Below are 21,724 nucleotides of genomic sequence, written 5' to 3' on the forward strand. Positions count from 1 at the left end.
CCTCGACACAGCATCTCGATCCGCTTGGACCAGTGACACTTCGCACGACCTAAGCTAAAAATCGAACCTATCCAACGGAGAATTTCGCTTCGAAATATTCAAGAAATAGATTGTGCTATAGATTGGATCGACACGGACAGGAAGGCAAGAAGGTGCACGAATCAAATAGATTTTCTCCAACGTTTCGCGGAGGCCAGCTCGCGAGCAGGGTCGAAGCCCAAGACACCGTCTGCATGATTCTACTAGTAGAAGCAATAGGAGGCCTTATCGACGAAATTCCTGCACGTCAACTCACAGAGGCTGGACTAGTTATATTTGAAAAACTAGAAGACATTGAAATTTCATGGCCTAACGGCAGGGCGTTAATAAGCGTAAAGGACAAAGCGGTAAGCTACAGCGACATAACGAACGAAATAGAGAAGTTCTCAAAACTTTACAGTAACACCTCGGACAATAACGGAATGGTCTTTAGGCTGGAAGCGGGATCACTCTCCGGAAGCAAGGCAAGGACGCTGATAGACGATCTGCGAGCTTTGAAATCTGTAGCGCAAAGCGGGGTGATCTCAGAGTGGCGAATGGCAGCGCAAGATTTCGAGGCAGAACACCAAGCGCCCAGTAGCATCGCCGCCATTACAACCGTGTGCATCCGAGATATGAACATCAACCTCGACGTAGGGAAAGCCATCTTCGCCAGCAGGTTCCGGACGGTATTTCCCGTGCAACAATTCACAGACGATAAGATATTTGAGAACTACTCTAGAATGATCTATGAGCAAATCGCACCCGCGCGACGCACACGCGCAACAATCAGAATAGACATCCTAAAGAAAAGCCTTCTTGAACCGCTTGTACCCAGAATGCTTCACGGCATAAATACCGACGTGATGAAAACTCGGTACGGCTACGTAGTCGACCCGACGCTCTCGGAGAAAATCGACTTAAGCCTGAAAATAATCCAGGCATCAAAAAGGAAGGCGTTGAAGAGATGGCGGCGACATGCGCGAAAGCACGCCGTTGCCAGTCTCCTCTACCGTGGACATGTGGCATGCCCCTTTTGCAATCACCCGCTAATGTTCTCAACATTCGGGGACAACTCAGTTGGATGCCCAAATTGTCACTATATACCCTACCTCACAATTTTCTATGCCTGCGACTGCACCGAGCCGGTAGCCCTCGTAAGACAACCTTCAGTCGAAACAATTGAAACTTTCTCCGAGATCCTCGAAGAGGTAAAAATCAATTCACCCACGTGCGATAAGTGTGGACAACGCGTCGACCGCGAGAAGCTGTACAGTCGAGTTTTTTCGGCCACAATACCCTGGCCTCCCGAGAGTTACAACGAAAATGAGCTGATCACTATCAGAACGAAAATCGGATGGGAAGGTCGGTCATACAAAATTCCCGGCGAGACCCCTCTGTCGCTTATAAAAAAGGGAGAGTGGAAGGAATCCGCCGAGTAGACGACCTTTGTTAGATGGCAAGGCGGCGAAGCCGTCGCGGCAGTCGAGCGCCATGACCGGCTCTACCAGGATGACCCCTCGGCGCTCTGGTCGGACCGGTGTGGCTGCTGAGTCCTGCTCGGTCTTCTCGCGCGCCGTCTGCGGTGGCGCGTCACCGGCACCAGGCGGCTGGGCGTCGGCCAGACCGAGGACGCGCGTCAGCGCGCCCGCAGGGTTGAGCCGTGCGCCCGGCCTGCTCAAGGTGACCGACCAGCGCGCCGCCGCAGGCGGCGCGCCTTGATCCCCTAGAGCCAAATTCGGCAGCAGAAGACGTCATTCTCGCGACTTGGTTGCCCGGCGAGGAACTTCGTTCGGGATCGGGTCAACCGTCGCGCATAGGCTTCTCCAATATACATAGAAGCAGAATGCGGCAATTTCCAAAAGGACGAGAGTGACGAGTAGCGAGAGCCCGAAATGACTCAGAGTCGAAGGCATGGACTCGCTTGGTACAGAATCTGACATCAAGAGTGCACCTGGTTGCCACGTACCTGAGACGGCGAATAGTGCCAACGCCAGCAGAAGCGCAATCACGGGACCGACGAAGATGATTTGTTCGAGAACGTTAACGATTCTGGGATGCACTTCGCGTAAGGACTTCCACTTCCCAGATCCCCTTCGCCGCGCGTAGTTACGCCAGAGAGCAACTAGAACTACTGCCACACATACTGCCGCAGCAACTACGGCGCTCTCTCCGTCCGCCGCAGCATCTTCCCCGGGCTGCTGCCCTCCGAACGCATACTCGACAAAATAGACGAGTGAAAAATTTGCCGTAATACATAGAATACCCCATATTAAAATGGGCGATCGAGAATCGATGGATTGATCGATGTAGCGTCCTATGCGGCCCCTCTTGACGGGAGGCGCACTTCCTCCTCCAGCCTCTCCTATTCGGCGCGCACGACGGTACGAACTTTCGTTTTTTTCAGTGCCTCGCGGCCCCGCCTCATATATAACGATATCGCCATTTATCTGATTGGCCTGGACTACATTTGAGACGTTTTCAGCATCAATGGAGTTCCGTGCATCAATCCGGCGGTTGACTTTTGACGAATCAACAATGTTCCGGTCTGGGATCGACCGCTTCTGGGTACGGCGCTGATTTTCGCTCACGCACTCGCCTTCCTTGAGTCACGTAACTATCAGCCCGGCCTGACAACTCGGAAAACATAGTACACGCCTGGACACTGTGAGTTACCAACTCAGACGGTCGTAGTAGTCCGCTGCTCGCTGATCACTCGCTTCACCATGTCTTAGCCGGTGGGGTGCGGCGCTGTGGATGCACGCAAAGCTTTGGTCTTCTTCGGTAGACATGCGTGACTGGGCGGTTACGGTTGGTTGGTGCGGTCGGAGTCGTGGGCTTACGAGTTGGCGTGTGAACGTCTGTCGGTGTCGTTGCCGCAGCGGTGGGCGCATGTGGAGGCGGTGGCTCGGCGTGCCGGTACTGCAAGCGTGGTGGTGGGTGATGGTGCCGGGGTGTTGTGGACTGCGGCGGTGTTGCATGACGTCGGGTATGCGCCGGAGTTGGCGGCGACCGGTCTGCACTCGTTGGATGGCGCTCGCTTCTTGCGCGGCCTCGGTGTGGATGAGCGGGTCGTGGGTCTGGTGGCGTTTCACTCGGCTGCACGGTGGGATGCGGAGTTGGCTGGTCTTGCGTCGTCGTTGGGTGAGTTCGTTGATGAGGGTCCGACGGTGGTGCGGGATGCGTTGTGGTGGGCGGATATGACGGTCGGTCCTGATGGCGCGGTGGTGGGTTTCGAAGAGCGGATGGCGGAGGTTCGTCGGCGCTATGGCCCTGATCACGCGGTGAGCCGCGCTGTGAATGCCTCGCTGTCTGAGCGGGCGGAAGCGGTGAACCGTACTGAGTCGCGGCTTCGTGCTGCGGGGGTTCAGGTGTAGAAGGGCTCGGTTCGTCCCTCGAATCCGTGCCGGATGCGGAGCTGGATCGAGGGGTGGATGTTCAGGTTGTCCACGTCTGAGCGCGGGACCCAAAGGGCTTCTTTGCTCTCGCTGCTGGTGCGGAGTCTTCCGCCGGTTGGTCGGGCTCGGAAGCAGATGGAGAATTCTTGGCGTACTTCGCCGTCGTCGTAGGCGATGACATGGGCGGGGTTGGAGTACAGGCCGATGACTCCTGTCGGTTCCACGGCTATCCCGGTTTCCTCGTCCACTTCGCGAACGACGGTCTGCGAGAGGGTTTCGCCGAGTTCGTGTTGTCCGCCGGGGATCGCATAGCGGTCGTTGTCGCTGCGTCGGATCATCAGTAGGTCGCCAGCCTCGTTGAGGACGAAGGCGCTGACCGCGATAGCGATGCTGTTGGGCTGGGGCGCGTCGGGGTCGTGGAAGTGGTCGGTGCGTGTCATCGGGGCGGCTCCTGATCAGAAGTCGGCTGGTTTGGACTCGGCCCAGACTGTTTCGAAGCTTTCCGAGTAGGTCTCGAACACGTCGCCTGCGGAGAGTCTGCGTAGATGCAGTGCGGGGGCGTGGGCTCCTTGGAAGCCGTAGACGTGGGTGTTGATGACCATCTCGTCGTCGAAGCGAAACACTGAGTTGTACAGCGTCGTCTTGTGGAATCTCAGCTCGACGCCGGGCACGGCTCGAAGCGGTCGATAGAACGCCAGTGCATTGCGGATACGACCTCCGAGGGTGGCCTTGCCCAACTGTTCCTCTTCGCTACGCCGCACGACCTCGCGGCTTGCCGGGTCGCCGAACAACAGGCGGATCTGTGCCCCGTTCTCGGCTTTCTTGGCGAGGTCTTTCACGAAGGTCGGCCGCTCGACTAGGAAGAGTCCGGCGTGAACGAGGATCTCCACCTGCTTGGTCGCCTCGCTGATGAGTCGGTCCCAGAGTTCGACCGGGATGGCGTTGCGATGCGGGTAGACCTTCACGACCTCGGAGACACCGACCTCTGCCTTGCGTTCGGCGGGCAGTGCGTCCGGCCATAGGTAATTCTCGGATTCTCGGACCATCGCGGCGATGGTGTGCCGGTGTTTCGGGTAGGGCAGCCGATTCTTTGTGATCCACCGCTCCACGGTTTTGCGGTCGACGTTGGCCGCGCGGGCGACGTGATCGAGGTTGAGGCCCTGCTTCAGCAGTGCTTCCCGTAGTCGTTCGTTGGGCATGATCACCCCTTCGGGGACATTGAGGGACGTCTCCAAACGTAGCAGGGACGTCCTGAGAAGTCCCACTGTGTGGTGTGTACGTCCTGCGGAAACGCCGATTGTGGTGGTCAGAGTCGCCGTAATGACTCGGCGACATGACCTCTGGAGGCGTTATGCCTGTACCCAACGGTTATCGGTTCTCGGTTCCCTTCGACGACGTGTTCCCGGATGGGGCGTTCGTGCTGGGTGTCGAGCAGGGGATGGATTTCGACAACGGCCAGCGTCGCCCGGCTAAGGACAAGGTCACGGGCCGTCTGGTGTGGAACGTGCAGGTCACCGACCCGGCTGCCAACGGTCGCAACACCGGGGTCGTGGTGAAGATCGCCGCTGACGTGCAGCCGATTCCGCCCGATGCCCTGCCGGGGACGCCGTTTCGGCCGGTGTTCTTCGAAGGGTTGACCGCGACGGCCTACGAGCAGAACGGGCGGGTGGCGTTCAGCCTGCGGGCGGCATCGATGCGGGCGCCCGGTGCCGGTGCGGGTCGGTCCTCGGCGGGCAAGACGTCCCAGCCCACCGCACAGGCTGCGGCGTGAGGGCGGGGAACCCGATGCGCGACATGGTCACTGTGCACCTCACGGCCGATCTGCCCGTGCGAGTCCGGGCCCTGCCGTTCGCCGATCGCGTGGAGATCCGACTCGGCAAGGCATTCCCGGTGGCGCTGGTCATCGATCGCGGTGCGTTGACCCGGCTGAGTTCGGCTGTGTCGGAAGGCATCGCGGCGCTGGAAGCCGCCGACGGACACCGCGAGGGGGACCGATGACAACCGCACCTCGGCTCGTCGTGCTGCCCGCAGTCGGTGCGTGCGCGGTCTTCGGCGCGAACCTTCCCGGACGCGGGCCTACGTTCCTGTTGGATCTGGGCGCGGTCCATGTGGAGATCCCGATTCCGCCGGACAAGCTCAGCCGGGCGTGTATGGCGGACTTCCTGCGCACGCTGTCCTTCGCCGCCGACCGCGCTAGCGAGTGGCTCGACCATGCTGCCGGACCGGCGGGCGGAACCGTGATCACCCCCGAGCCACCCACCGGCATCCCGCAGGGTCGGGGGCGCCACTGCTGGCCCGAAAAGGACCAGGACCCACCGGATCGCGGGATCAGCGGCTCCGGGTGGTGGTCCTCGTCATGAGACGTGTCTTGGTGTGGTCGCGGCGTCATATCGGCTGGTTCTGCCGCACGCGCGGATGCCGGGAATGGGTCCGCACGCCTCGCGGGAAGTGCGCGGACTGTCGGGCGAGAGTCCCGACGATCGGGGTGTATCCGGGGGCGTTTCGTAACTGCCGCCCGAGCGACTGACTGACAAGACCACCCGCTGAACAACAAAGCGGGTGTGGGAAAGGGAAAGGCGCAGAGGCGGTTATAGGCCTGGAAACCGGCCGCCTCTGCGCTGTCCACTTCAACCATTTTTAAACGGAGTGAACAGCCATGAGCTTAGAGCAACCACGCAACGTGTCAAGTCCTCACTTAACGTCAGGTCCGCGTCGGTGCCCCACCTGCAAGAAGTTCGGCAAATTCGCCCCCGGCCACCCCTCATGCCTGCGCTGCCTCGGTTGGCTTCCCCTCGATTTCGGTCCGGCCGTGAACTCGGTGCGGGGTGGTCGCAATGCCTGAGCGCAGCAGGTGGATCGACCCCGCACCGCTGGAAGTCGCCCGGCCTCGGTTGCCGTGGTGGACGCACTCGCCCCGGTGGGCGCTGGTCCTGGTGGCGCCGCTGATCGCCGTCGGGTTGGCCGTGTGGCTGACGGTCGTGGTGGCGAGGAAGGCGGCGCGGTATCCGTTGGCCTTCGCCGTGGTCCTGGTGCTCGTCGTCGCCTGGCACGGGTGGGGTTGGCCGGTGGCCCTGATCCTCGGCGCAATCCTGGCCCTGGTGTTGGTGGGCTGGTGGTGGCGGTTTCGGCCGTCGTTCGTGCGCCTGGTGCTCGTCGAGATCCGCTCGGAATGGCGACGACTGATCGTCTACACCCCGGTGTGGTTACGCACCATGCGGTTCTGCCACCTCGAACGCACCGTCAACGGCAAGGTCCACGTCCCGACGTTCATCCGAGTGCGCGCTGATGGGTGGCGGGACCGGGTCACCGTCAAGTTATTGCACGGTCAAACACCCGGTGAGTTCGAAACCCGTGCCGAGGCCTTGGCGCACTCCTTCGACGCCCGAACGTGCCGCGTCCGCGTCGTGGGGCCTCGCCGGATCGTGCTCGACCTGATCCACGGCGACCCACTCACCCAACCCGTCCCGCCGCCATCCCTGCCCGATGGCACCGACGACACCACCCCCACCAAGGACCTGGAACGCGTTCCCGTCGGCACCACCGAAACCGGACGACCTTGGTTACTGCGGCTCTTCGGCTCCCACCTCCTGGCCGTCGGCGCGACAGGGGCGGGTAAGGCCTCAGTGGTCTGGTCCCTGCTCTGGTCTCTCGCTCCAATGCTGCGCTCCGGCCTCATCCGGGTCTATGGGATCGATCCCAAGGGTGGGATGGAGCTCGGCAAAGCACCGGAGCTGTTCCACCGGCTGGTGTTCGACAACGGCCTTGCTGCGGTAAAACTCCTCGAAGAACTCGCCACGGAAGTGAAGCAACGGGCGGCCTCGTTCCGAGGTAGCAAGCGCAGGTGGTCTGTCGACTGTGGAGTGCCGTTCTTGCTCCTGGTGGTCGATGAACTCGCCGACGTCGTGGCCTACCAAACCGACCGCAAACTCAAAGAACGCGCCAACTCGGCATTGCAGACCATCACCAGCCAAGGCCGCGCACCCGGCGTCTGCGTGATCGGAGAGATCCAAGACCCACGCAAGGAAATCCTGAGCTTCCGACACCTGTTCCCCACCCGCATCGCCCTGCGGCTGGATGAGCCCGGCCAGGTGGACATGGTCCTCGGCGACGGTGTTCGGGAACGCGGAGCAGTCGCACACGAGATCTCCGAAACCACCCCCGGTGTCGCGTGGGTGAAGTACACCGACCGACGGGAACCCGTCCGCGCTCGCGCGTTCCACATCACCGACGGCGACCTTGATCGACTCGTGGACTACGTCACCGCCGATGCCACCGACTCGGCAACGGTGCACGAGCTGCCTGCACGGACGGTTGACGCTGATCCGGACGCTGATGACGTGGTCGGTGAGGCGGCATGAGTACCGAACTCACCACCACACCCACCGACGTTCAGGGCCACACCCGCGCAGAGCGGATGCGCCAACCCCTCGCGGGGAAGGTCCTCGAGGCCACCGCCGACCACCACGGGGTGTGTATCCGGCCGTTCATGATGGAGACCGTCGACTACGACACCGGCGACATGCGCTACGTCGGCGTCCCCTGCGGCTCCACCGTCGAATCCATCTGCGGGCCGTGTGCTCGCAAGGCTCGGGCTCTGCGGCGAACCCAATGCCGCGAGGGCTGGCACCTGGATGAGGAACCGGACTTCACCCCGGAACCACCGACCGAACAACAACGACTCCTGACGACCTACCGCGCGGACCTGGTCACCGACTACCGCAAGGCCCTGGCCGAGGGTGCCGAGACCGACGCTGAGGAACTCCGGGAAGCCATCCGGGATGCTGACACCGATCTTCGGGACCTCGGTGTCCGGGGGAAGCTCCCGAACCCCGATGTGCCAGCCAAGGCGGCCCGGAAGCGCTCGACCCGGCGACGGCAAGACGCCCCGAATCTCCCTCGCCGCAGAGTGGAGAAGCGGACGGTCGGCCGTGAATACGCGGGCAAGTTCCGACCCTCGATGTTCATCACGTTGACCCTGGACACCTACGGCAAGGTCCGCCGCGACGGGACTCCGGTGAACTTCGCGACGTATGACTATCGCCGTGCTGCCCGCGACATCGTGCACTTCGCCGCACTGGTCGATCGGTGGTGGCAGAACCTCCGACGCTGCCTCGGCTGGGACGTCCAGTACTTCGCCACCGTCGAACCACAGAAGCGCGGGGCGCCGCATCTGCACGCCGCTATCCGCGGTTCCATCCCGCACGACGTCGTCAAGCAGGTCACTGCGGCCACCTATCACCAAGTCTGGTGGCCGCACCACAACCAGCCCGTCTACGACGGCACGCACCTGCCCGTTTGGGACCACGACCGGCGCAGCTTCGTCGACCCCGACACCCGGCAAGCACTGCCCACCTGGGATGAGGCCGTCGCCGATTTGGAGGTGCCCGTGCATGTCTCGACGTTCGGGGAACAGGTCCACTCGAAAGGCATCCTCGGCGGCACCCCAGAAGCCGGACGCCACATCGGGTATCTGACCAAGTACCTCACCAAATCGGTCTCCGAGGTCGTCGAACAAGACACCACCCGACAACGCGAACACGCCGACCGGTTGCACGCCGAACTCTCGATCACCCCGTGCTCACCCCGATGCCCGATCTGGCTGCGCTACGGCGTTCAACCCCAAGGTGCTCGCTCTCAGATGGCCTCCGCCCACTGCAAGGGGAAAGCCCACCGACGCGCCACCCTCGGCCTGCCCGGCCGACGGGTGCTGGTGTCCCGCAAGTGGTCCGGGAAATCCCTGGCCGACCACCGAGCCGACCGCAAGCGCTTCGTCGTCGAAACCCTGGCCGCCGCCGGGATCGAGAAACCACCACGGGACAGCCCACGGCTGGGCTGGCAGAAGGTCCGACCCGGCGACCCCGGCGTACCACCACGCGCACACGTCCTCATGCACGCCATCTCTGAGCGCCTCACCTGGAAAACCGAATACGACCGAGCACTCCAAGCAGCACAACCACCACCAGGCGGCGAACCACATCTTTCGGCAACTCCTATCGCAGCCTGATGACCTGGGGGAACAGATGGACAAGTTGTTGTATCGAGTCGAAGAAGCGGCGGCGATCTTGAGCATTGGCCGTACTCGAACGTTCGGGCTGATCAATTCGGGTGAGCTTCGGTCGGTGCGGATCGGCGGCAGTCGTCGGGTTCCCCGTGCTGCGTTGGCCGAGTTCCTGCATTCCTTGGAATCCGAGCAGGCGGAGGCGGCGTGATGGAAGAGCAACGCACGCGGAAGCCGAATGGGCGATCATCCATCTATCTCGGTGCGGATAAGTTGTGGCACGGCTGGGTCACGGTCGGCGTGAAGCAAGACGGCTCGCTCGACCGTAGGCACGTCAAGAGGAAGACAGAGAAGAGCGCAACTCAGGCGGTGCAGGCGCTGGAGAAACAGCGTGATGCCGGAAAGTCGCGGAAAGCCGGTCGTTCGCCCACGGTTCAAGACTGGATGACGGTCTACCTCGACACGATCGCCGTGCAGAAGGTGGCGCCTCGCACCTACGACGATTACTGGTCGAAGACGCGCAACTGGATCATTCCTCTCCTCGGCCAACATCGCCTTGATCGGCTGGAGGCGGAGCACCTGGACGCGATGTACGGGAGCATGTTCCGGGCGAAGTTGGCACCGTCGCACGTCCTCAAGGTGCATCGCATCCTTTCTCGGGCGCTGAAGATCGCAGTTCGACGCGGGAAGGTCGCCCGCAACGTGGCCGAGTTGATCGACCCACCGACGGCAGAACGGGTGGAGCAACAACATCTGAGCCGTGGCGAATCGCGCAATGTTCTCGCCGCCTGTGCGGGTAGACGGAACGGCGCTCGATGGTCTGTTGGGCTGGCGTGTGGCCTACGGCAGGGTGAGGTGTTGGGGCTGCGGTGGCAGTACGTCGATCTGGAGACCGGCGACGTGCGGATCTGGTGGCAGGCACAGCGCAACACCTGGCGGCACGGCTGTACGGACGCGCACGCTTGTGGATCGGCCTTCCACAAGAAGTCGTGCAAGCGGAAGTGCGCCACGCACAAGGGCAAGTGCCCCCGGCCCTGTCCGCCTGGCTGCGTGAGTCACGCTCGACACTGCCCCGATCGGCATGGCGGCGGTGTGGTGTTCCGGAAGCCAAAGGGCACGGGACGGCGGACGATCACACTGCCCGGTCCGTTGGTCGCCCTGTTACGGCGACAACGCACCCGGCAACAGACGGAACGACAGACAGCAGGCTCAACGTGGGAGGACTGGGACCTCGTCTTCTGCCAGCCGAACGGCCGACCGATCGATCATCGGAAGGATTGGGAGGAGTGGGGCGAGCTGCTGCGGGCGGCAGGCGTTCGCTACGTCCGCCCGCACGATGCCCGGCACACGGCAGGGACGCTGTTAGCGGAACAGGGCGTGCACGTCCGTACGATCCAAGCGATTCTCGGTCACTCCGACGTGCGCACCACCGAGGGCTACACGCACGTCAGTAGCCAGATGACCCGGGACGCGGCCGAGCTGATGGGCTCCGCCCTCTGGGCCGAGTAGCAAACGCAAATGCAACCCAAACTGCAACCCTGCACGACACAGGCCCTTCCCGAATACCGGGAAGGGCCTGGTCACTGCTGGAGCCGCCTAAGGGAATCGAACCCTTGACCTACGCATTACGAGTGCGTTGCTCTGGCCGACTGAGCTAAGGCGGCGAAGCACTGACAGTGTAGCTGGCCGCGAGCACCCGGCTGTCACGGGCCTCGTCCATGCGGATCAACCGAGTCGGAGCGTGGTGACCATGGCCTCGACGGCGATCCTCGGCTTCACGTTGCGCGTCAGTGCGGTGCGGCAGGCCAGCACCGATTCCAGTCTGCGCAGAGTCGACTCCGGCGTCCAGGATGCGGCGGCCTGTCGGATGTCTGCGGCGCGGTCCGGATGGTTCAGTGTGGTCGTCGCACCGCTAGCGGCGACGAGCACATCCCGATAGAAGCCTGCCAGGTCGATGAGTGCCTGATCGAGGGAATCGCGCTGCATCCGGGTGGCCCGGGACTTCTGACGCTTCTCCAACTCGCGGATCGCGGCATTGGCGCCACGGCCTGCCGCTGCCGTTCCCTTGCCGGTACCGCCGCCGCCCATCGCGGTCCGCAGTTCTTCCTTCTCGTTCTCGTTACGGGCCTCGTTGGCGGCGCCTGCCTCGGACTCCGCCGCCTTCACCAGCTCGTCCGCACAGCGGAAGACATCAGAGGCCTGTCGCAGGCCGAGCGGGATCGACAGCACCGATTCGCGGCGGGCGCGTGCATCGGAGTCGGTGGCCAGGCGGCGAGCCCGGTCGAGATGGCCACCGCCGACCGAGGCCGCCCAGGCTGCGGTCTGCGCATCGACGCCGTCGTGATGGCGCAGCATTCGCTCCACTGCGGCAGGCGGTGGCGTTCGAAGATGCACGCTGCGGCACCGGGAACGAATGGTCACCGACACGTCTTCCGGGTGATCCGACGGCGCACACAACAGGAACACCGTGCGGGCCGCAGGCTCTTCCACCGCCTTGAGCAACGCGTTGGCAGCGCCCTCGGTCAACCGATCCGCATCGGCGACCACGACCACCTGCCAGCGGCCGCCGGTCGGCCGGCGGGCAGCGGTCTGCACCAGACCGCGCATCTCCGCGACCGAGATCGACAGGCCCTCGGGGGCCACCAAGCGAAGATCGGCATGGGTTCCGGCCGCAACTGTTCGGCAGCCCGCGCATTCCCCACAACCGGGCGGGTCTCCCCCACCGATGCATTGCAGGGCCGCCGCGAAGGCCCGGGCCACCGTTGCGCAACCCGAACCGGGCGGGCCGCTGAAAAGCCAGGCGTGGGTCATGGCGCCGGGTTGCGTCTCACGCCCGGCCACCTGGTCCGCAGCCGCCCTGGCTGCCGAGACCAGTTCGATCGCGACCTCGGGCTGCCCGATCAGCTCGGCCCACACCCCGGAATCGGGTGCGTTCGCGATCTCATCCTCGGTCAGCACCGACACACCCCGTCCTCCGCTGCGTAAACGTCCGCGACCCTACTCGCCGAGCCTACGGCGGGCCCGCCTCGAACCGGCCCCGACCAGCCCATTATCCGGGGCGGCCCGACAACGACGTGCGCTGCGCCTCGGATGGTGGTCCGAGGCCGCCGGAGTGTCCGCCTCAGTCGACGATCGGACCGGTGGTCACATTCGCCACGTCGTATTCGGGGACCCGGCCGATGCGGCGCTTGGCCCGCAGCAGCGGCAGCAATGCCTCCCGAACCCGAGCCGCAATCTCCTCTTCCGATCCATCGGCCTCGACGACCACATACCGCTCCGGGTTGGCGGCGGCCATCTCGGCGAGCAGGTTCTTCACCCGCCACTGGTGATCCGCACCCAACTGTTCGGTGGGGCTGCTCGTGCCGAGCTGCGCCGGGTCGCGATCGAGCAACACCGTGAGATCCGCCCGCAACTTGCCGGTGGCCCAATCCGCCAGGCCCTCGAGGTCGCGTTGCTCGAGCCCGCCGGACGCGCCGAAGTGCGCGAGCGGGCTGTCCACATAGCGTTCCATCACCACCACCGCACCGGAGTCCAGTGCGGGACGGATCACCTGCTCGACGACATCGCTGCGAACAGCGGCCGCGACCAGGGCATGGGCGCGCGAACCGGTGAGCTCCACCGAACCGAGCATCCGGCCGAGGCGACCCTCGTCCAGGGCCGGGTCGTTGGCCAGGACCACGTTGTTGTCGAACGACCGGAGCCAGTGGGTGAGGTGTCGAGTCTGTGTTGCGGTGTCGATCGCCGCATCGGCCTCGATGGTGATCAACAGTCCGCCGCCGCTGTGTCGACCGCCGCTGCGGAAGGCCGCACGCAGATCGGCCATGATCGGTTGATCCAGTCGATCGTCCATCTGCCGATAGGCCAGTACGCCGAGCAGAACCGCGACGAGGCTGGCGCCGAACAGGATCGGCCGAGTCGCATCGACCTGGACCTCGGTCCCGAAGAACTCGAAGGTCCGCTGTCCGACGATGCCGATCAGCACCGGGACGAAGGTCAACGAGGCGAACATGACGATGCGCAACAGCGATTGGACGACGGCCACCGTCCGGCCGCGGATCTCGTCCTCGACCTGAGTTCCGACGATGGTCAAGCCGGTGAGGAAGGCAACGCCCGCCGACGCTCCGACGAGTGGGATCACCGCGAGCGCGATGCCGAGGTGCGGCGCGATGGCCACCGGGATCAGGGCCAGCCCGGCACAGACGATGGCGCTGCCGAACAACCGATTGTGCGGAACCCGTTGCGCCAGCTTCGGCGAGACGGCCATCCCCAGGGCCAATCCGATGAACACCGCGCTGAACAGCATCCCGTAACCGGCATCGCCCGCCGAGAGGCTCTGCGAATAGAGCTTCGACGTCCCGACCACGGCACCCGCCGCGGCCATCGCGCCGACGATGCCGATCACCAGACCTCGGATCAGTGGCGTGGTGCCGATGAACTGAATGCCGTCTCGCAGCATCCGGAACAGGCCGGGCTTCGACGCGGGTTGTGCCGCGACGCTGCCCGGCTCCGCGCGCGTGACCTCGGGCTCGGGTGCGGGCTCCGGCTTGCGGCCGGGCCTGCCGGAGATCTCGGGGATCCGGGTGGCGACGACGAGAGCAGAGGTGAGGAAGGCCAAGCCGTTGATGAACAGGGCCGTGTAGACGGTGGTGGTCGGGTCCAACGAGAGGTTGAACAGCGTGCCCACCGAGGAGAGCAGGGTGAAGACGCCGGTCGCGGTGATCACCGAGACGCCGTAGGTCATCGCCAGGCTCAGCTGGTTCGCGGTCTCGACCTGATCCGAACGGCGCAGCAGGTTCGGGATCGAGGACTCCTTGGCGGGAATCCAGAACAGCGAGCAGAGCTCGATCAGGAAGATCGCGACGAACAGCCACCACAACTCGCCGACGATCGGGATGGACAGCATGATGGCCGCGCGCAGGACATCGCAGGTGACCATCACCTTGCGACGGTCGAACCGGTCCGCGAGCGCACCGGCCAGCGGAGCCAGCAACATCGCGGGCAGCAGCTTCATCGCCACCACACCGCCGAAGGCGAAGCTCTGGGCCGTATAGCTCTCGGTGAGGTGAGTCGCCAGGGCGGTCTGCGCCAACAGGGCGAGCCAGTCGCCCATGCTGCAGATCGCCGAGACTATCCACAGTCTGCGGAAAGCAGGAATCGCGAGCACACCGCGCACCCGACGAACTGTGGATGCACCGGCAATCGAGGACTGCGGTACGCCGTCGGCCGAGGCCTCCGTCGAGTTCCCGCTGATCCTGACCACCTCCAAGTTTTCCGCATCTGCGCCATAGAACGCGGCAAGCCTAGCCGGATTAGTTGATCTTGCTAATCGTTCGCTCTCATTTGGGTCGCCGCGCCACGGACGTGCGAGCAACCTGACACACAGTATCCGTCGGCGCCCGCGAATTCCCCGAGAACCCGCCGTACCTCACAGAAGTCTGATATGCATCCCGAGGGCAGCCCCGATCACCGACGCGGAGGGTAAGCAGAGTTTGCCCTGTCGTCGGTTCGACGTCTGTTCCAAGACATCGGGAAGAAATTGTCTTACGCCCGAGAACAGTCGTTCGTTCGCTGATCGAAAATTGCGCTACCGGCGCATTCGTCGGAGTGATCTCAACCCCCGAACAGCATCAACATCACCACGCCAATGATGATCACCATCGCGAGCAGGCAGAGTAGAAGCCAACCGATCGGTTCGCGAGCCTGCTCCGGCATCAGCTGCGACATCCGGCTGAGGAACTGCTCGTTCGACTGGCTCATCCGAGCCTCGATGTGTCGATGCCGAGGGATGGGCCGCTGCCGCACGGCAGGCGGGCCCGCCCGCTTGGGGACCGCCACGGCAGCGGTCGGCGCCGAGATGGGTTCGGGCACGAAGGCGACAGCCGGAACCACAGGCACCAGGACGGCAGTCCGCTTCGGGCGGTCTTCGGCAACGGTGGCATGTCCAGGACAGAGGGCATCCGGGTACCACCTCGGCGACGGAAGGGATTGAGTGCCGTCCACACCGGACAGGGCGTCGAAACTCATCGCAATCGGCTCCTGGCTCGGCTGCCGCACTGGCGCTACGCCACCACGCTACGCGGACTCGCCGGAGAAGACGATCAACGCAGCTCCGGCCGGTGTGACCCGGCCGGAGCTCACCCGGAGTTCCTCGTCGAACCCTTCGTCGGCGCCTTCGTCGTGGGCTTCTTCGTGGACTTGGTCGCAGCGGGCTTGGCCGCAGTCGACTTCGTGGCGGTGGACTTGCTCGCCGTCTTCGCCGGGGCCTTGCGCTTCGGCTTCTTCGTCGTACCGACCTTCGCTCGCCGCTCGGCCAGCAGTTCACTCGCGCGCTCGTCGGTCACGGTCTCCACCGAGTCACCCTTGCGAAGCGAGGCGTTGGTCTCTCCATCGGTCACGTACGGGCCGAAGCGACCGTCCTTGATCACCATCGGCTTCTCGCTCGCCGGATCGTTGCCCAGCTCCCGCAGCGGCGGAGCAGCGGTGGCCGACCGACCCCGCTTCTTCGGCTGTGCGTAGATCTTCAGGGCCTCGTCCAAGGTGACCGTGAACAGTTGCTCCTCGGTCTCCAACGACCGGGAGTCGGTCCCCCGCTTCAGATACGGGCCGTATCGCCCGTTCTGCGCGGTGATCTCATCACCGGACTCGGGGTCCTTGCCCACCAGCCTCGGCAGCGAGAGCAGCTTGAGCGCCTCCGCCAACGACACCGTCTCCAGTGACATCGTCTTGAGCAGTGACCCGGTCCGGGGCTTGCCCTTGGCGTCCTCGGGCAGCAGCTCGGTCACATAAGGCCCGTATCGGCCGTCCTTGGCGACGATCTCGTGGCCGCTGGTGGGATCGGTGCCCAGCGACCGGCCCTCCATCGGGGTGGCGAACAGCTTCTCGGCGAGTTCCTGCGTCAACTCGTCGGGCGGCAGCGCATCCGGCAGGTTCGCCCGCTGCTGCTCGACGTTCTCGCCGTCGGTCGCGGTGGTGCGCTCCAGGTACGGGCCATAGCGCCCGACCCGGACGACCACGGTCCGGCCTTCGAGATCGGCGAACATCGGGATTGAGTTGACCTCGCGCGCGTCAATCTGCTCGACGCTGGAGCCCACCAGTTTCTTCAGCCCGCCGGCTCGGCCGATCGAGTCCTCCGGGCCGATGTCGCCGCCGAAGTAGAAGCCGGACAGCCAGCTGGTGCGGTCCTGTCGTCCCGCCGCGATGCCGTCGAGCTCGTCTTCCAGGGCTGCGGTGAAGTCGTAGTCGACCAGCCTGCCGAAATGCCGCTCCAACAGCGTGACGACGGCGAAGGCGACCCAGGACGGCACCAGCGCCGAGCCCTTCTTCCACACGTAGCCCCGGTCCTGCACCGTGCTGATGATCGACGCGTAGGTGGACGGCCTGCCGATACCGAGCTCTTCGAGCGTCTTGACCAGGCTGGCCTCGGTGTACCTCGGCGGCGGGTTGGTGCTGTGTCCCTCCGGCGTCAGCTCGCCAGCGGTCACCCGCTGGTCGACGGTCAGGACCGGCAACCTGCGCTCCGCGTCGTCGGCCTCGCCGCCCGCCTCGGAGTCAACCGATTCGACATAGGCCTTGAGGAAGCCCGCGAAGGTGATCGTGCGGCCAGAGGAGGCGAAGGTGCACTCCTCGCCAGTGGCTGCGGAACCCACGATCCGCACGCTCATGGTGGTGCCCTTGGCATCGGCCATCTGCGAGGCGATGGTGCGCTGCCAGATCAACTCGTACAGCCGGAACTCGTCCGTCTCCAGCTCCGAGGCCACCGCGCCGGGCGTCCGGAAGACCTCGCCCGCCGGGCGGATGGCCTCGTGCGCCTCCTGGGCGTTCTTGACCTTCCGGGTGTACTGCCGGGGCTTCGGCGACACGTACTGCGCGCCATACAACTCGGTGGCCTGCGAGATCGCCGCCGAGATCGCCGTATCCGACAGGGTGGTGGAGTCGGTACGCATATAGGTGATGTAGCCGTTCTCGTAGAGGCGCTGCGCCGTGCGCATCGTCCGCTCTGCCGAGAACCGCAGCTTGCGGCCCGCCTCCTGCTGCAACGTGGAGGTCATGAACGGGGCATAGGGCTTGCGGGTGTAAGGCTTCTCGTCGACCGCCGCGACCCGCAACGGGGCATCGGCCAGCCCGGAGGCCAACGCGCGGGCGGCCGTCTCATCGAGCACTCGGATGTCCTGGGAGCGCACCACTCCATCGGGACCGAAGTCACGACCGGTGGCGACCCGTTCGCCATCGACGGCGACCAGCCGCGACGCGAAGGTGCGCGGCGTGACCGACTCGCCGCCGTCCAGGATCGCCGCGACATCCCAGTACGAGGCCGAGACGAACCGGAGTCGTTCCCGCTCCCGCTCCACCACGACCCTGGTGGCCACCGACTGCACCCGGCCCGCGGACAGTTTCGGCATCACCTTCTTCCACAGCACCGGGCTGACCTCGTAGCCGTAGAGGCGGTCGAGGATGCGGCGGGTCTCCTGCGCGTCGACCAGGTACTGGTCGAGATCGCGGGGATTCTCCGCCGCCGCCCGGATGGCGGACTCGGTGATCTCGTGGAAGACCATTCGCCGGACCGGGACCTTCGGCTTCAACGCCTGCAAGAGGTGCCAGGCGATCGCCTCGCCCTCGCGGTCGCCATCCGTCGCGAGATAGAGCTCGTCGACGTCCTTCAGAGCGTCCTTGAGTTCACTGACCGTGGACTTCTTGTCCGGCGTGACGATGTAGAGCGGTTCGAAGTCGTTGTCGACGTCGACGCCGAGCCGCGCCCATGACTGCCCCTTGTACTTCGTGGGGACATCGGCAGCGCCACGCGGCAGGTCGCGGATGTGACCTCGCGAGGATTCGACGACGAAACCGCCACCGAGATAGGAGGAGATCTTGCGCGCCTTCGCAGGCGACTCGACGATCACCAGCCGACGACCCCCGGAGCCGTCGGCGCCACCCTTCCTCGCCTGTGTCGACCCTGCCACGCTCTCCCGCTCTCTCCCCAGACGGCCGATCCGTGCGACCCGCCTACCGTGCTCGTTCTCAAGCCTCGGACTCGCCAGTGTGCACCGACAAGCACTCTCACCGCTGCCCAGGGTGACGTACCGGTACCGGTTCGGCACTGCTTCGGATGTTCAACGGGCGTGAGGTACAGCATGTTCCAGCGCTACTGTCGGTGACTCCTCACCCCCGCCACCGAAGGTAGTCGCACACGCGGAGTGATTCACCTTCTCATGGGGACGGCCAGCAACGCAGCACCTCATCCGCATCGCCCACTCCGGTGGGTGCGGCGCCGACGAGCTCGGCCAGCCGTGCTATCCGCCGCCTTCCGGTGACGCGCAGTGCCGGACCGCCTGCCCGCGCACCGAGCGCCGCTGCGGGCAGTCCGCTGCGGGCGAGCGCCTCGGCGATGGGACCGTGTGTGTCCGGCGCCCGTGGATCGAGGCCGAGCAGGAACCCGCTGCCGTCCATCCGGCCTGCCGCCGCCGCCCAGATCCGCAAGGCCGGGCCGTGTAGCTCCAGACCCGCGGGCACCGATTTCATCGCACCCCGCAACCAGCGGGCGGCCAAGGCGGCGAGGTCGGTTCGGAAAGCCGTGCGCAACAGCGGATAGCCCTCGTCGGACCTGGCCAGTTCCACATCGACGCCTCGGGCCAGACAGAGGTTGCGCAACTCCCGCACCCGCCACGCATCCTCGGTGATCACCGAGATCCGCGCCGCCGTGCCGTGGCCGAAGCCGACGGCTTGACCTTGCGCGCACAAGAGACCACCGAGGTCGTCGACCCGGGGCGGCCGAGCTTCCGAAGAGAAGAAGGACAACTGGGCCTGCGCCACGCCGACAGGGTAGAACAGCCGTTCGAGATTGAGAACCCGCAGCACCCGGTTGGTCACGTTAGGTGTTCACATCCGTACCGCAGGCAACGAAGGCGGCCCGCCCCGAGCGAACTCGAAGCGGGCCGTCCAGGCGTGGGCGTCGATCAGGTTGTCTTCCCGTCAGGACGCGACGCCGCTGGTGGGAACCGCCTGCTGCGGCTCGCTCTCCTCCTCGTCGCCGATCATGGTCGAGCGGCGCTTGGACAGCACCACGGCGACGACGATGATTCCGGTGGCGACCACCGCGATGGACGCGCGAATGACCGGAGAGGCGTCCGGACCGACCGAGAAGGTCACGATCGCGGGCGCGATGAGCACCGCGACCAGGTTCATCACCTTCAACAGCGGGTTGATGGCCGGACCTGCGGTGTCCTTGAAGGGATCACCGACCGTGTCACCGATGACGGTCGCCTCATGGGCGCCGGAACCCTTGCCGCCGTGATGCCCGTCCTCGACGAGTTTCTTGGCGTTGTCCCAGGAACCGCCCGCGTTCGCGAGGAAGACGGCCATCAACGTACCGGCGCCGATCGCACCGGCCAGGTAGCCCGCCAGCGGTCCGACGCCCAGTCCGAAACCGACGGCGATGGGGGCCAGGATCGCCAACAAGCCGGGGGTGGCCAGCTCGCGCAGCGAATCCTTGGTGCAGATGTCGACCACACGCCCGTACTGGGGTCGCGTGGTGCCCGCCATGATCCCCGGGTCGCTCCTGAACTGCTTGCGCACCTCGTAGACGACCGCACCCGCCGCCCTCGACACGGCGTTGACGGCAAGGCCGGAGAACATGAACACCACGGCGGCGCCCACGATCAAACCGACCAATGTGCCGGGTCCGTATACGAGGAACTGGTTCATATCGACGGCCTCGCCCAACGACCGCATCGTGTTGGCGATGGCGTCGGTGTAGGACCCGAACAAGGCGGTCGCCGCCAAGACGGCTGTCGCGATCGCGATGCCCTTGGTGATCGCCTTCGTGGTGTTGCCGACCGCGTCGAGGTCGGTCAGGATCCGAGCGCCCTCGGGCTCCAATTCGCCCGACATCTCGGCGATGCCCTGCGCGTTGTCGCTGACCGGCCCGAACGTGTCCATCGCGACGATGACGCCGACCGTGGTAAGCAGACCGCAGCCCGCCAACGCCACCGCGAACAGCGAGACCGCGATCGAGCCCGACAGCAAGAACGCGCCGTAGACGGCACCACCGATGACCAGCGCCGTGTACACCGCCGACTCGAAACCGACCGAGATACCCGACAGGATCACCGTCGCCGCGCCGGTGAGCGAACTCTTGCCGACGTCCTTGACCGGTCGGTGCTCGGTGCCGGTGAAGTAGCCGGTGAGCCAGAGGATCACGCCCGCCAGGACGATGCCGATGATGACGGCGACGGCGGCGATGACCGCCGGGCTGCCCTCGACGCCGGACTGGCCGCCGCCCAACTCCGCGAAGGTGCCGGGCAGGTAGACGAACGCCGCGATGGTGCAGAGCACGGCGGAGATCCCCGCAGAAATGTAGAATGCCCTGTTGATCGCGCGGAGTCCGTTCTCACCTTGCTTGGCGCTGGTGATGTAGACGCCGATGATCGCGGTGACCACCCCGATCGCCGGAACGATCAGCGGGAAGAGCAGACCCGAGACGCCGAAGGCCGCGCTACCCAGAATCAGCGACGCCACGAGCATCACGGCGTAGGACTCGAACAGGTCGGCCGCCATGCCTGCGCAGTCGCCGACGTTGTCGCCCACGTTGTCGGCGATGGTCGCCGCGTTGCGCGGGTCATCCTCTGGAATGTTCTGTTCGACCTTGCCCACCAGGTCGGCGCCCACATCGGCCGCCTTGGTGAAGATCCCGCCGCCGACTCGCATGAACATGGCGAGCAAAGCCGCACCGAAGCCGAAACCCTCCAATACCTTCGGTGCCTGCCCCGCGTAGACCATGACGACCAGCGCCGCACCGAAGAGACCCAGACCGATGGTGGCCATGCCCACCACGCCACCGGTGCGGAAGGCGATTCTGGTGGCGATCTCCCGGCCGCCCGGCTGTCCCGCAGCGGCAGCCACTCGGACGTTCGCCCTGGTGGACAGCCACATGCCGAGATAGCCGATTCCGGCGGAGAATGCCGCGCCGACGAGGAAGAACAGGGATCGACCGATCCGTTCCCCCGCATCCTCGGCAGGGAGTGCGAAGAGAAGCACGAACACGATAACGACGAAGACACCGAGCGTGCGGAACTGCCGGTTGAGGTAGGCCGACGCGCCCTCTTGCACTGCTCGGGCGATGTCCTGCATCTTCGGGCTGCCCTGGCCTGCGGCCAGCACCTCCCGTAGTAGGACATATCCGACGAGCAGGGCAGCCAGAGCGACCACGGCGACCACGGCGACCACGCCGTAGTCCCCCCCGGAGAGCTCGAGGCCCTGCGCCCAGTTGACCTGGGCGAGGTTGAGCCGGGACATCCGTCCTCCTGGTTGGTTTGCT

18 protein-coding genes and 1 tRNA gene are annotated in these 21,724 nt (G+C 64.8%); 9 read left to right on the plus strand and 10 right to left on the minus strand.

Translation table 11 applies throughout. The features are described from left to right. Nucleotides 1–152: 152 nt before the first annotated feature. A complete protein-coding gene (locus BKA25_RS25640; protein ID WP_157420890.1) occupies nt 153–1,460 on the plus strand; it encodes a hypothetical protein in 1,308 nt (435 codons plus the stop codon). A gap of 312 nt (nt 1,461–1,772) precedes the next feature. Here the strand turns inward: BKA25_RS25640 and BKA25_RS25645 are convergent, their stop codons facing one another. Further along, complete coding sequence (locus BKA25_RS25645; RefSeq protein WP_157420889.1) at nt 1,773–2,609, minus strand: hypothetical protein; 837 nt, start codon at nt 2,607–2,609, stop codon at nt 1,773–1,775. A 228-nt stretch (nt 2,610–2,837) separates the two neighbouring features. On the opposite strand from BKA25_RS25645, the gene BKA25_RS25650 reads away from it, so the two are divergent. Next, entirely contained in the window at nt 2,838–3,395 is a 558-nt protein-coding gene (locus BKA25_RS25650) for an HD domain-containing protein (protein WP_157420888.1), read from the plus strand. Here the strand turns inward: BKA25_RS25650 and BKA25_RS25655 are convergent. After that, nucleotides 3,386–3,856 carry an NUDIX hydrolase gene (locus tag BKA25_RS25655; protein WP_069846017.1) on the minus strand — a complete coding sequence of 157 codons (471 nt, stop codon included), beginning with the start codon at nt 3,854–3,856 and terminating at the stop codon, nt 3,386–3,388. The two genes, BKA25_RS25650 and BKA25_RS25655, sit on opposite strands and share 10 nt — an antisense overlap. 15 nt (nt 3,857–3,871) lie before the next feature. Continuing rightward, nucleotides 3,872–4,615, minus strand: coding sequence for a DUF5919 domain-containing protein (locus BKA25_RS25660; protein WP_069853168.1), 744 nt, complete (start codon nt 4,613–4,615; stop codon nt 3,872–3,874). Nucleotides 4,616–4,767: 152 nt separating this feature from the next. On the opposite strand from BKA25_RS25660, the gene BKA25_RS25665 reads away from it, so the two are divergent. The 7 genes from BKA25_RS25665 to BKA25_RS25695 all read left to right on the plus strand — a co-directional run bounded on the left by BKA25_RS25665 (nt 4,768) and on the right by BKA25_RS25695 (nt 10,923). Beyond that, nucleotides 4,768–5,187: a hypothetical protein gene (locus BKA25_RS25665; RefSeq protein ID WP_069846015.1), complete on the plus strand. Its 420-nt coding sequence runs from the start codon at nt 4,768–4,770 to the stop codon at nt 5,185–5,187. Nucleotides 5,188–5,210: 23 nt separating this feature from the next. Continuing rightward, nucleotides 5,211–5,414 (plus strand): hypothetical protein, encoded by a 204-nt coding sequence (locus tag BKA25_RS25670; protein WP_157420887.1) that lies wholly within the window; start codon nt 5,211–5,213, stop codon nt 5,412–5,414. Further along, on the plus strand, nt 5,411–5,776 hold the full coding sequence (locus BKA25_RS25675) for a hypothetical protein (protein WP_157420886.1): 366 nt from the start codon (nt 5,411–5,413) through the stop codon (nt 5,774–5,776). The genes BKA25_RS25670 and BKA25_RS25675 overlap by 4 nt, the downstream gene beginning before the upstream one ends. A 474-nt stretch (nt 5,777–6,250) precedes the next feature. After that, entirely contained in the window at nt 6,251–7,774 is a 1,524-nt protein-coding gene (locus BKA25_RS25680; RefSeq protein ID WP_069846010.1) for an FtsK/SpoIIIE domain-containing protein, read from the plus strand. Next, complete coding sequence (locus BKA25_RS25685; protein ID WP_069846009.1) at nt 7,771–9,420, plus strand: replication initiator; 1,650 nt, start codon at nt 7,771–7,773, stop codon at nt 9,418–9,420. The genes BKA25_RS25680 and BKA25_RS25685 overlap by 4 nt, the downstream gene beginning before the upstream one ends. 16 nt (nt 9,421–9,436) lie before the next feature. After that, nucleotides 9,437–9,625 (plus strand): helix-turn-helix domain-containing protein, encoded by a 189-nt coding sequence (locus BKA25_RS25690; protein ID WP_069846007.1) that lies wholly within the window; start codon nt 9,437–9,439, stop codon nt 9,623–9,625. 233 nt (nt 9,626–9,858) lie between these two features. Further along, a complete protein-coding gene (locus tag BKA25_RS25695; RefSeq protein WP_216637773.1) occupies nt 9,859–10,923 on the plus strand; it encodes a tyrosine-type recombinase/integrase in 1,065 nt (354 codons plus the stop codon). A 78-nt stretch (nt 10,924–11,001) separates the two neighbouring features. On the opposite strand, the gene BKA25_RS25700 is transcribed toward BKA25_RS25695, so the two are convergent. The 7 genes from BKA25_RS25700 to BKA25_RS25730 form a co-directional block, all read right to left on the minus strand. Further along, nucleotides 11,002–11,078 (minus strand) — tRNA-Thr (locus BKA25_RS25700). 61 nt (nt 11,079–11,139) lie between these two features. Further along, nucleotides 11,140–12,378: a DNA polymerase III subunit delta' gene (locus BKA25_RS25705; protein ID WP_236750451.1), complete on the minus strand. Its 1,239-nt coding sequence runs from the start codon at nt 12,376–12,378 to the stop codon at nt 11,140–11,142. 157 nt (nt 12,379–12,535) lie between these two features. After that, complete coding sequence (locus BKA25_RS25710; protein WP_311734511.1) at nt 12,536–14,587, minus strand: bifunctional MFS transporter/dTMP kinase; 2,052 nt, start codon at nt 14,585–14,587, stop codon at nt 12,536–12,538. A 437-nt stretch (nt 14,588–15,024) separates the two neighbouring features. Then, complete coding sequence (locus tag BKA25_RS25715; protein ID WP_157420885.1) at nt 15,025–15,438, minus strand: hypothetical protein; 414 nt, start codon at nt 15,436–15,438, stop codon at nt 15,025–15,027. 110 nt (nt 15,439–15,548) lie between these two features. After that, nucleotides 15,549–18,371: a type I DNA topoisomerase gene (topA, locus tag BKA25_RS25720; RefSeq protein ID WP_069846002.1), complete on the minus strand. Its 2,823-nt coding sequence runs from the start codon at nt 18,369–18,371 to the stop codon at nt 15,549–15,551. A gap of 247 nt (nt 18,372–18,618) precedes the next feature. Next, nucleotides 18,619–19,278, minus strand: coding sequence for a hypothetical protein (locus BKA25_RS25725; protein ID WP_236750449.1), 660 nt, complete (start codon nt 19,276–19,278; stop codon nt 18,619–18,621). 102 nt (nt 19,279–19,380) lie between these two features. Beyond that, nucleotides 19,381–21,702: a sodium-translocating pyrophosphatase gene (locus tag BKA25_RS25730; RefSeq protein ID WP_069846000.1), complete on the minus strand. Its 2,322-nt coding sequence runs from the start codon at nt 21,700–21,702 to the stop codon at nt 19,381–19,383. Between the last annotated feature and the right edge of the window lie 22 nt (nt 21,703–21,724).

It is taken from the genome of Actinoalloteichus hymeniacidonis, assembly GCF_014203365.1.
In the GTDB taxonomy this organism is placed as follows: Bacteria; Actinomycetota; Actinomycetes; order Mycobacteriales; family Pseudonocardiaceae; genus Actinoalloteichus_A; species Actinoalloteichus_A hymeniacidonis.

Coding starts and splice junctions, on each gene's coding strand:
- BKA25_RS25655 (WP_069846017.1), bottom strand. CDS start 3,856: ATGACACGCACCGACCACTTCCACGACCCCGACGCGCCCCAGCCCAAC.
- BKA25_RS25660 (WP_069853168.1), bottom strand. CDS start 4,615: ATGCCCAACGAACGACTACGGGAAGCACTGCTGAAGCAGGGCCTCAAC.
- BKA25_RS25665 (WP_069846015.1), top strand. CDS start 4,768: ATGCCTGTACCCAACGGTTATCGGTTCTCGGTTCCCTTCGACGACGTG.
- BKA25_RS25670 (WP_157420887.1), top strand. CDS start 5,211: ATGGTCACTGTGCACCTCACGGCCGATCTGCCCGTGCGAGTCCGGGCC.
- BKA25_RS25675 (WP_157420886.1), top strand. CDS start 5,411: ATGACAACCGCACCTCGGCTCGTCGTGCTGCCCGCAGTCGGTGCGTGC.
- BKA25_RS25680 (WP_069846010.1), top strand. CDS start 6,251: ATGCCTGAGCGCAGCAGGTGGATCGACCCCGCACCGCTGGAAGTCGCC.
- BKA25_RS25685 (WP_069846009.1), top strand. CDS start 7,771: ATGAGTACCGAACTCACCACCACACCCACCGACGTTCAGGGCCACACC.
- BKA25_RS25690 (WP_069846007.1), top strand. CDS start 9,437: ATGGACAAGTTGTTGTATCGAGTCGAAGAAGCGGCGGCGATCTTGAGC.
- BKA25_RS25695 (WP_216637773.1), top strand. CDS start 9,859: ATGACGGTCTACCTCGACACGATCGCCGTGCAGAAGGTGGCGCCTCGC.
- BKA25_RS25715 (WP_157420885.1), bottom strand. CDS start 15,438: ATGAGTTTCGACGCCCTGTCCGGTGTGGACGGCACTCAATCCCTTCCG.
- BKA25_RS25730 (WP_069846000.1), bottom strand. CDS start 21,702: ATGTCCCGGCTCAACCTCGCCCAGGTCAACTGGGCGCAGGGCCTCGAG.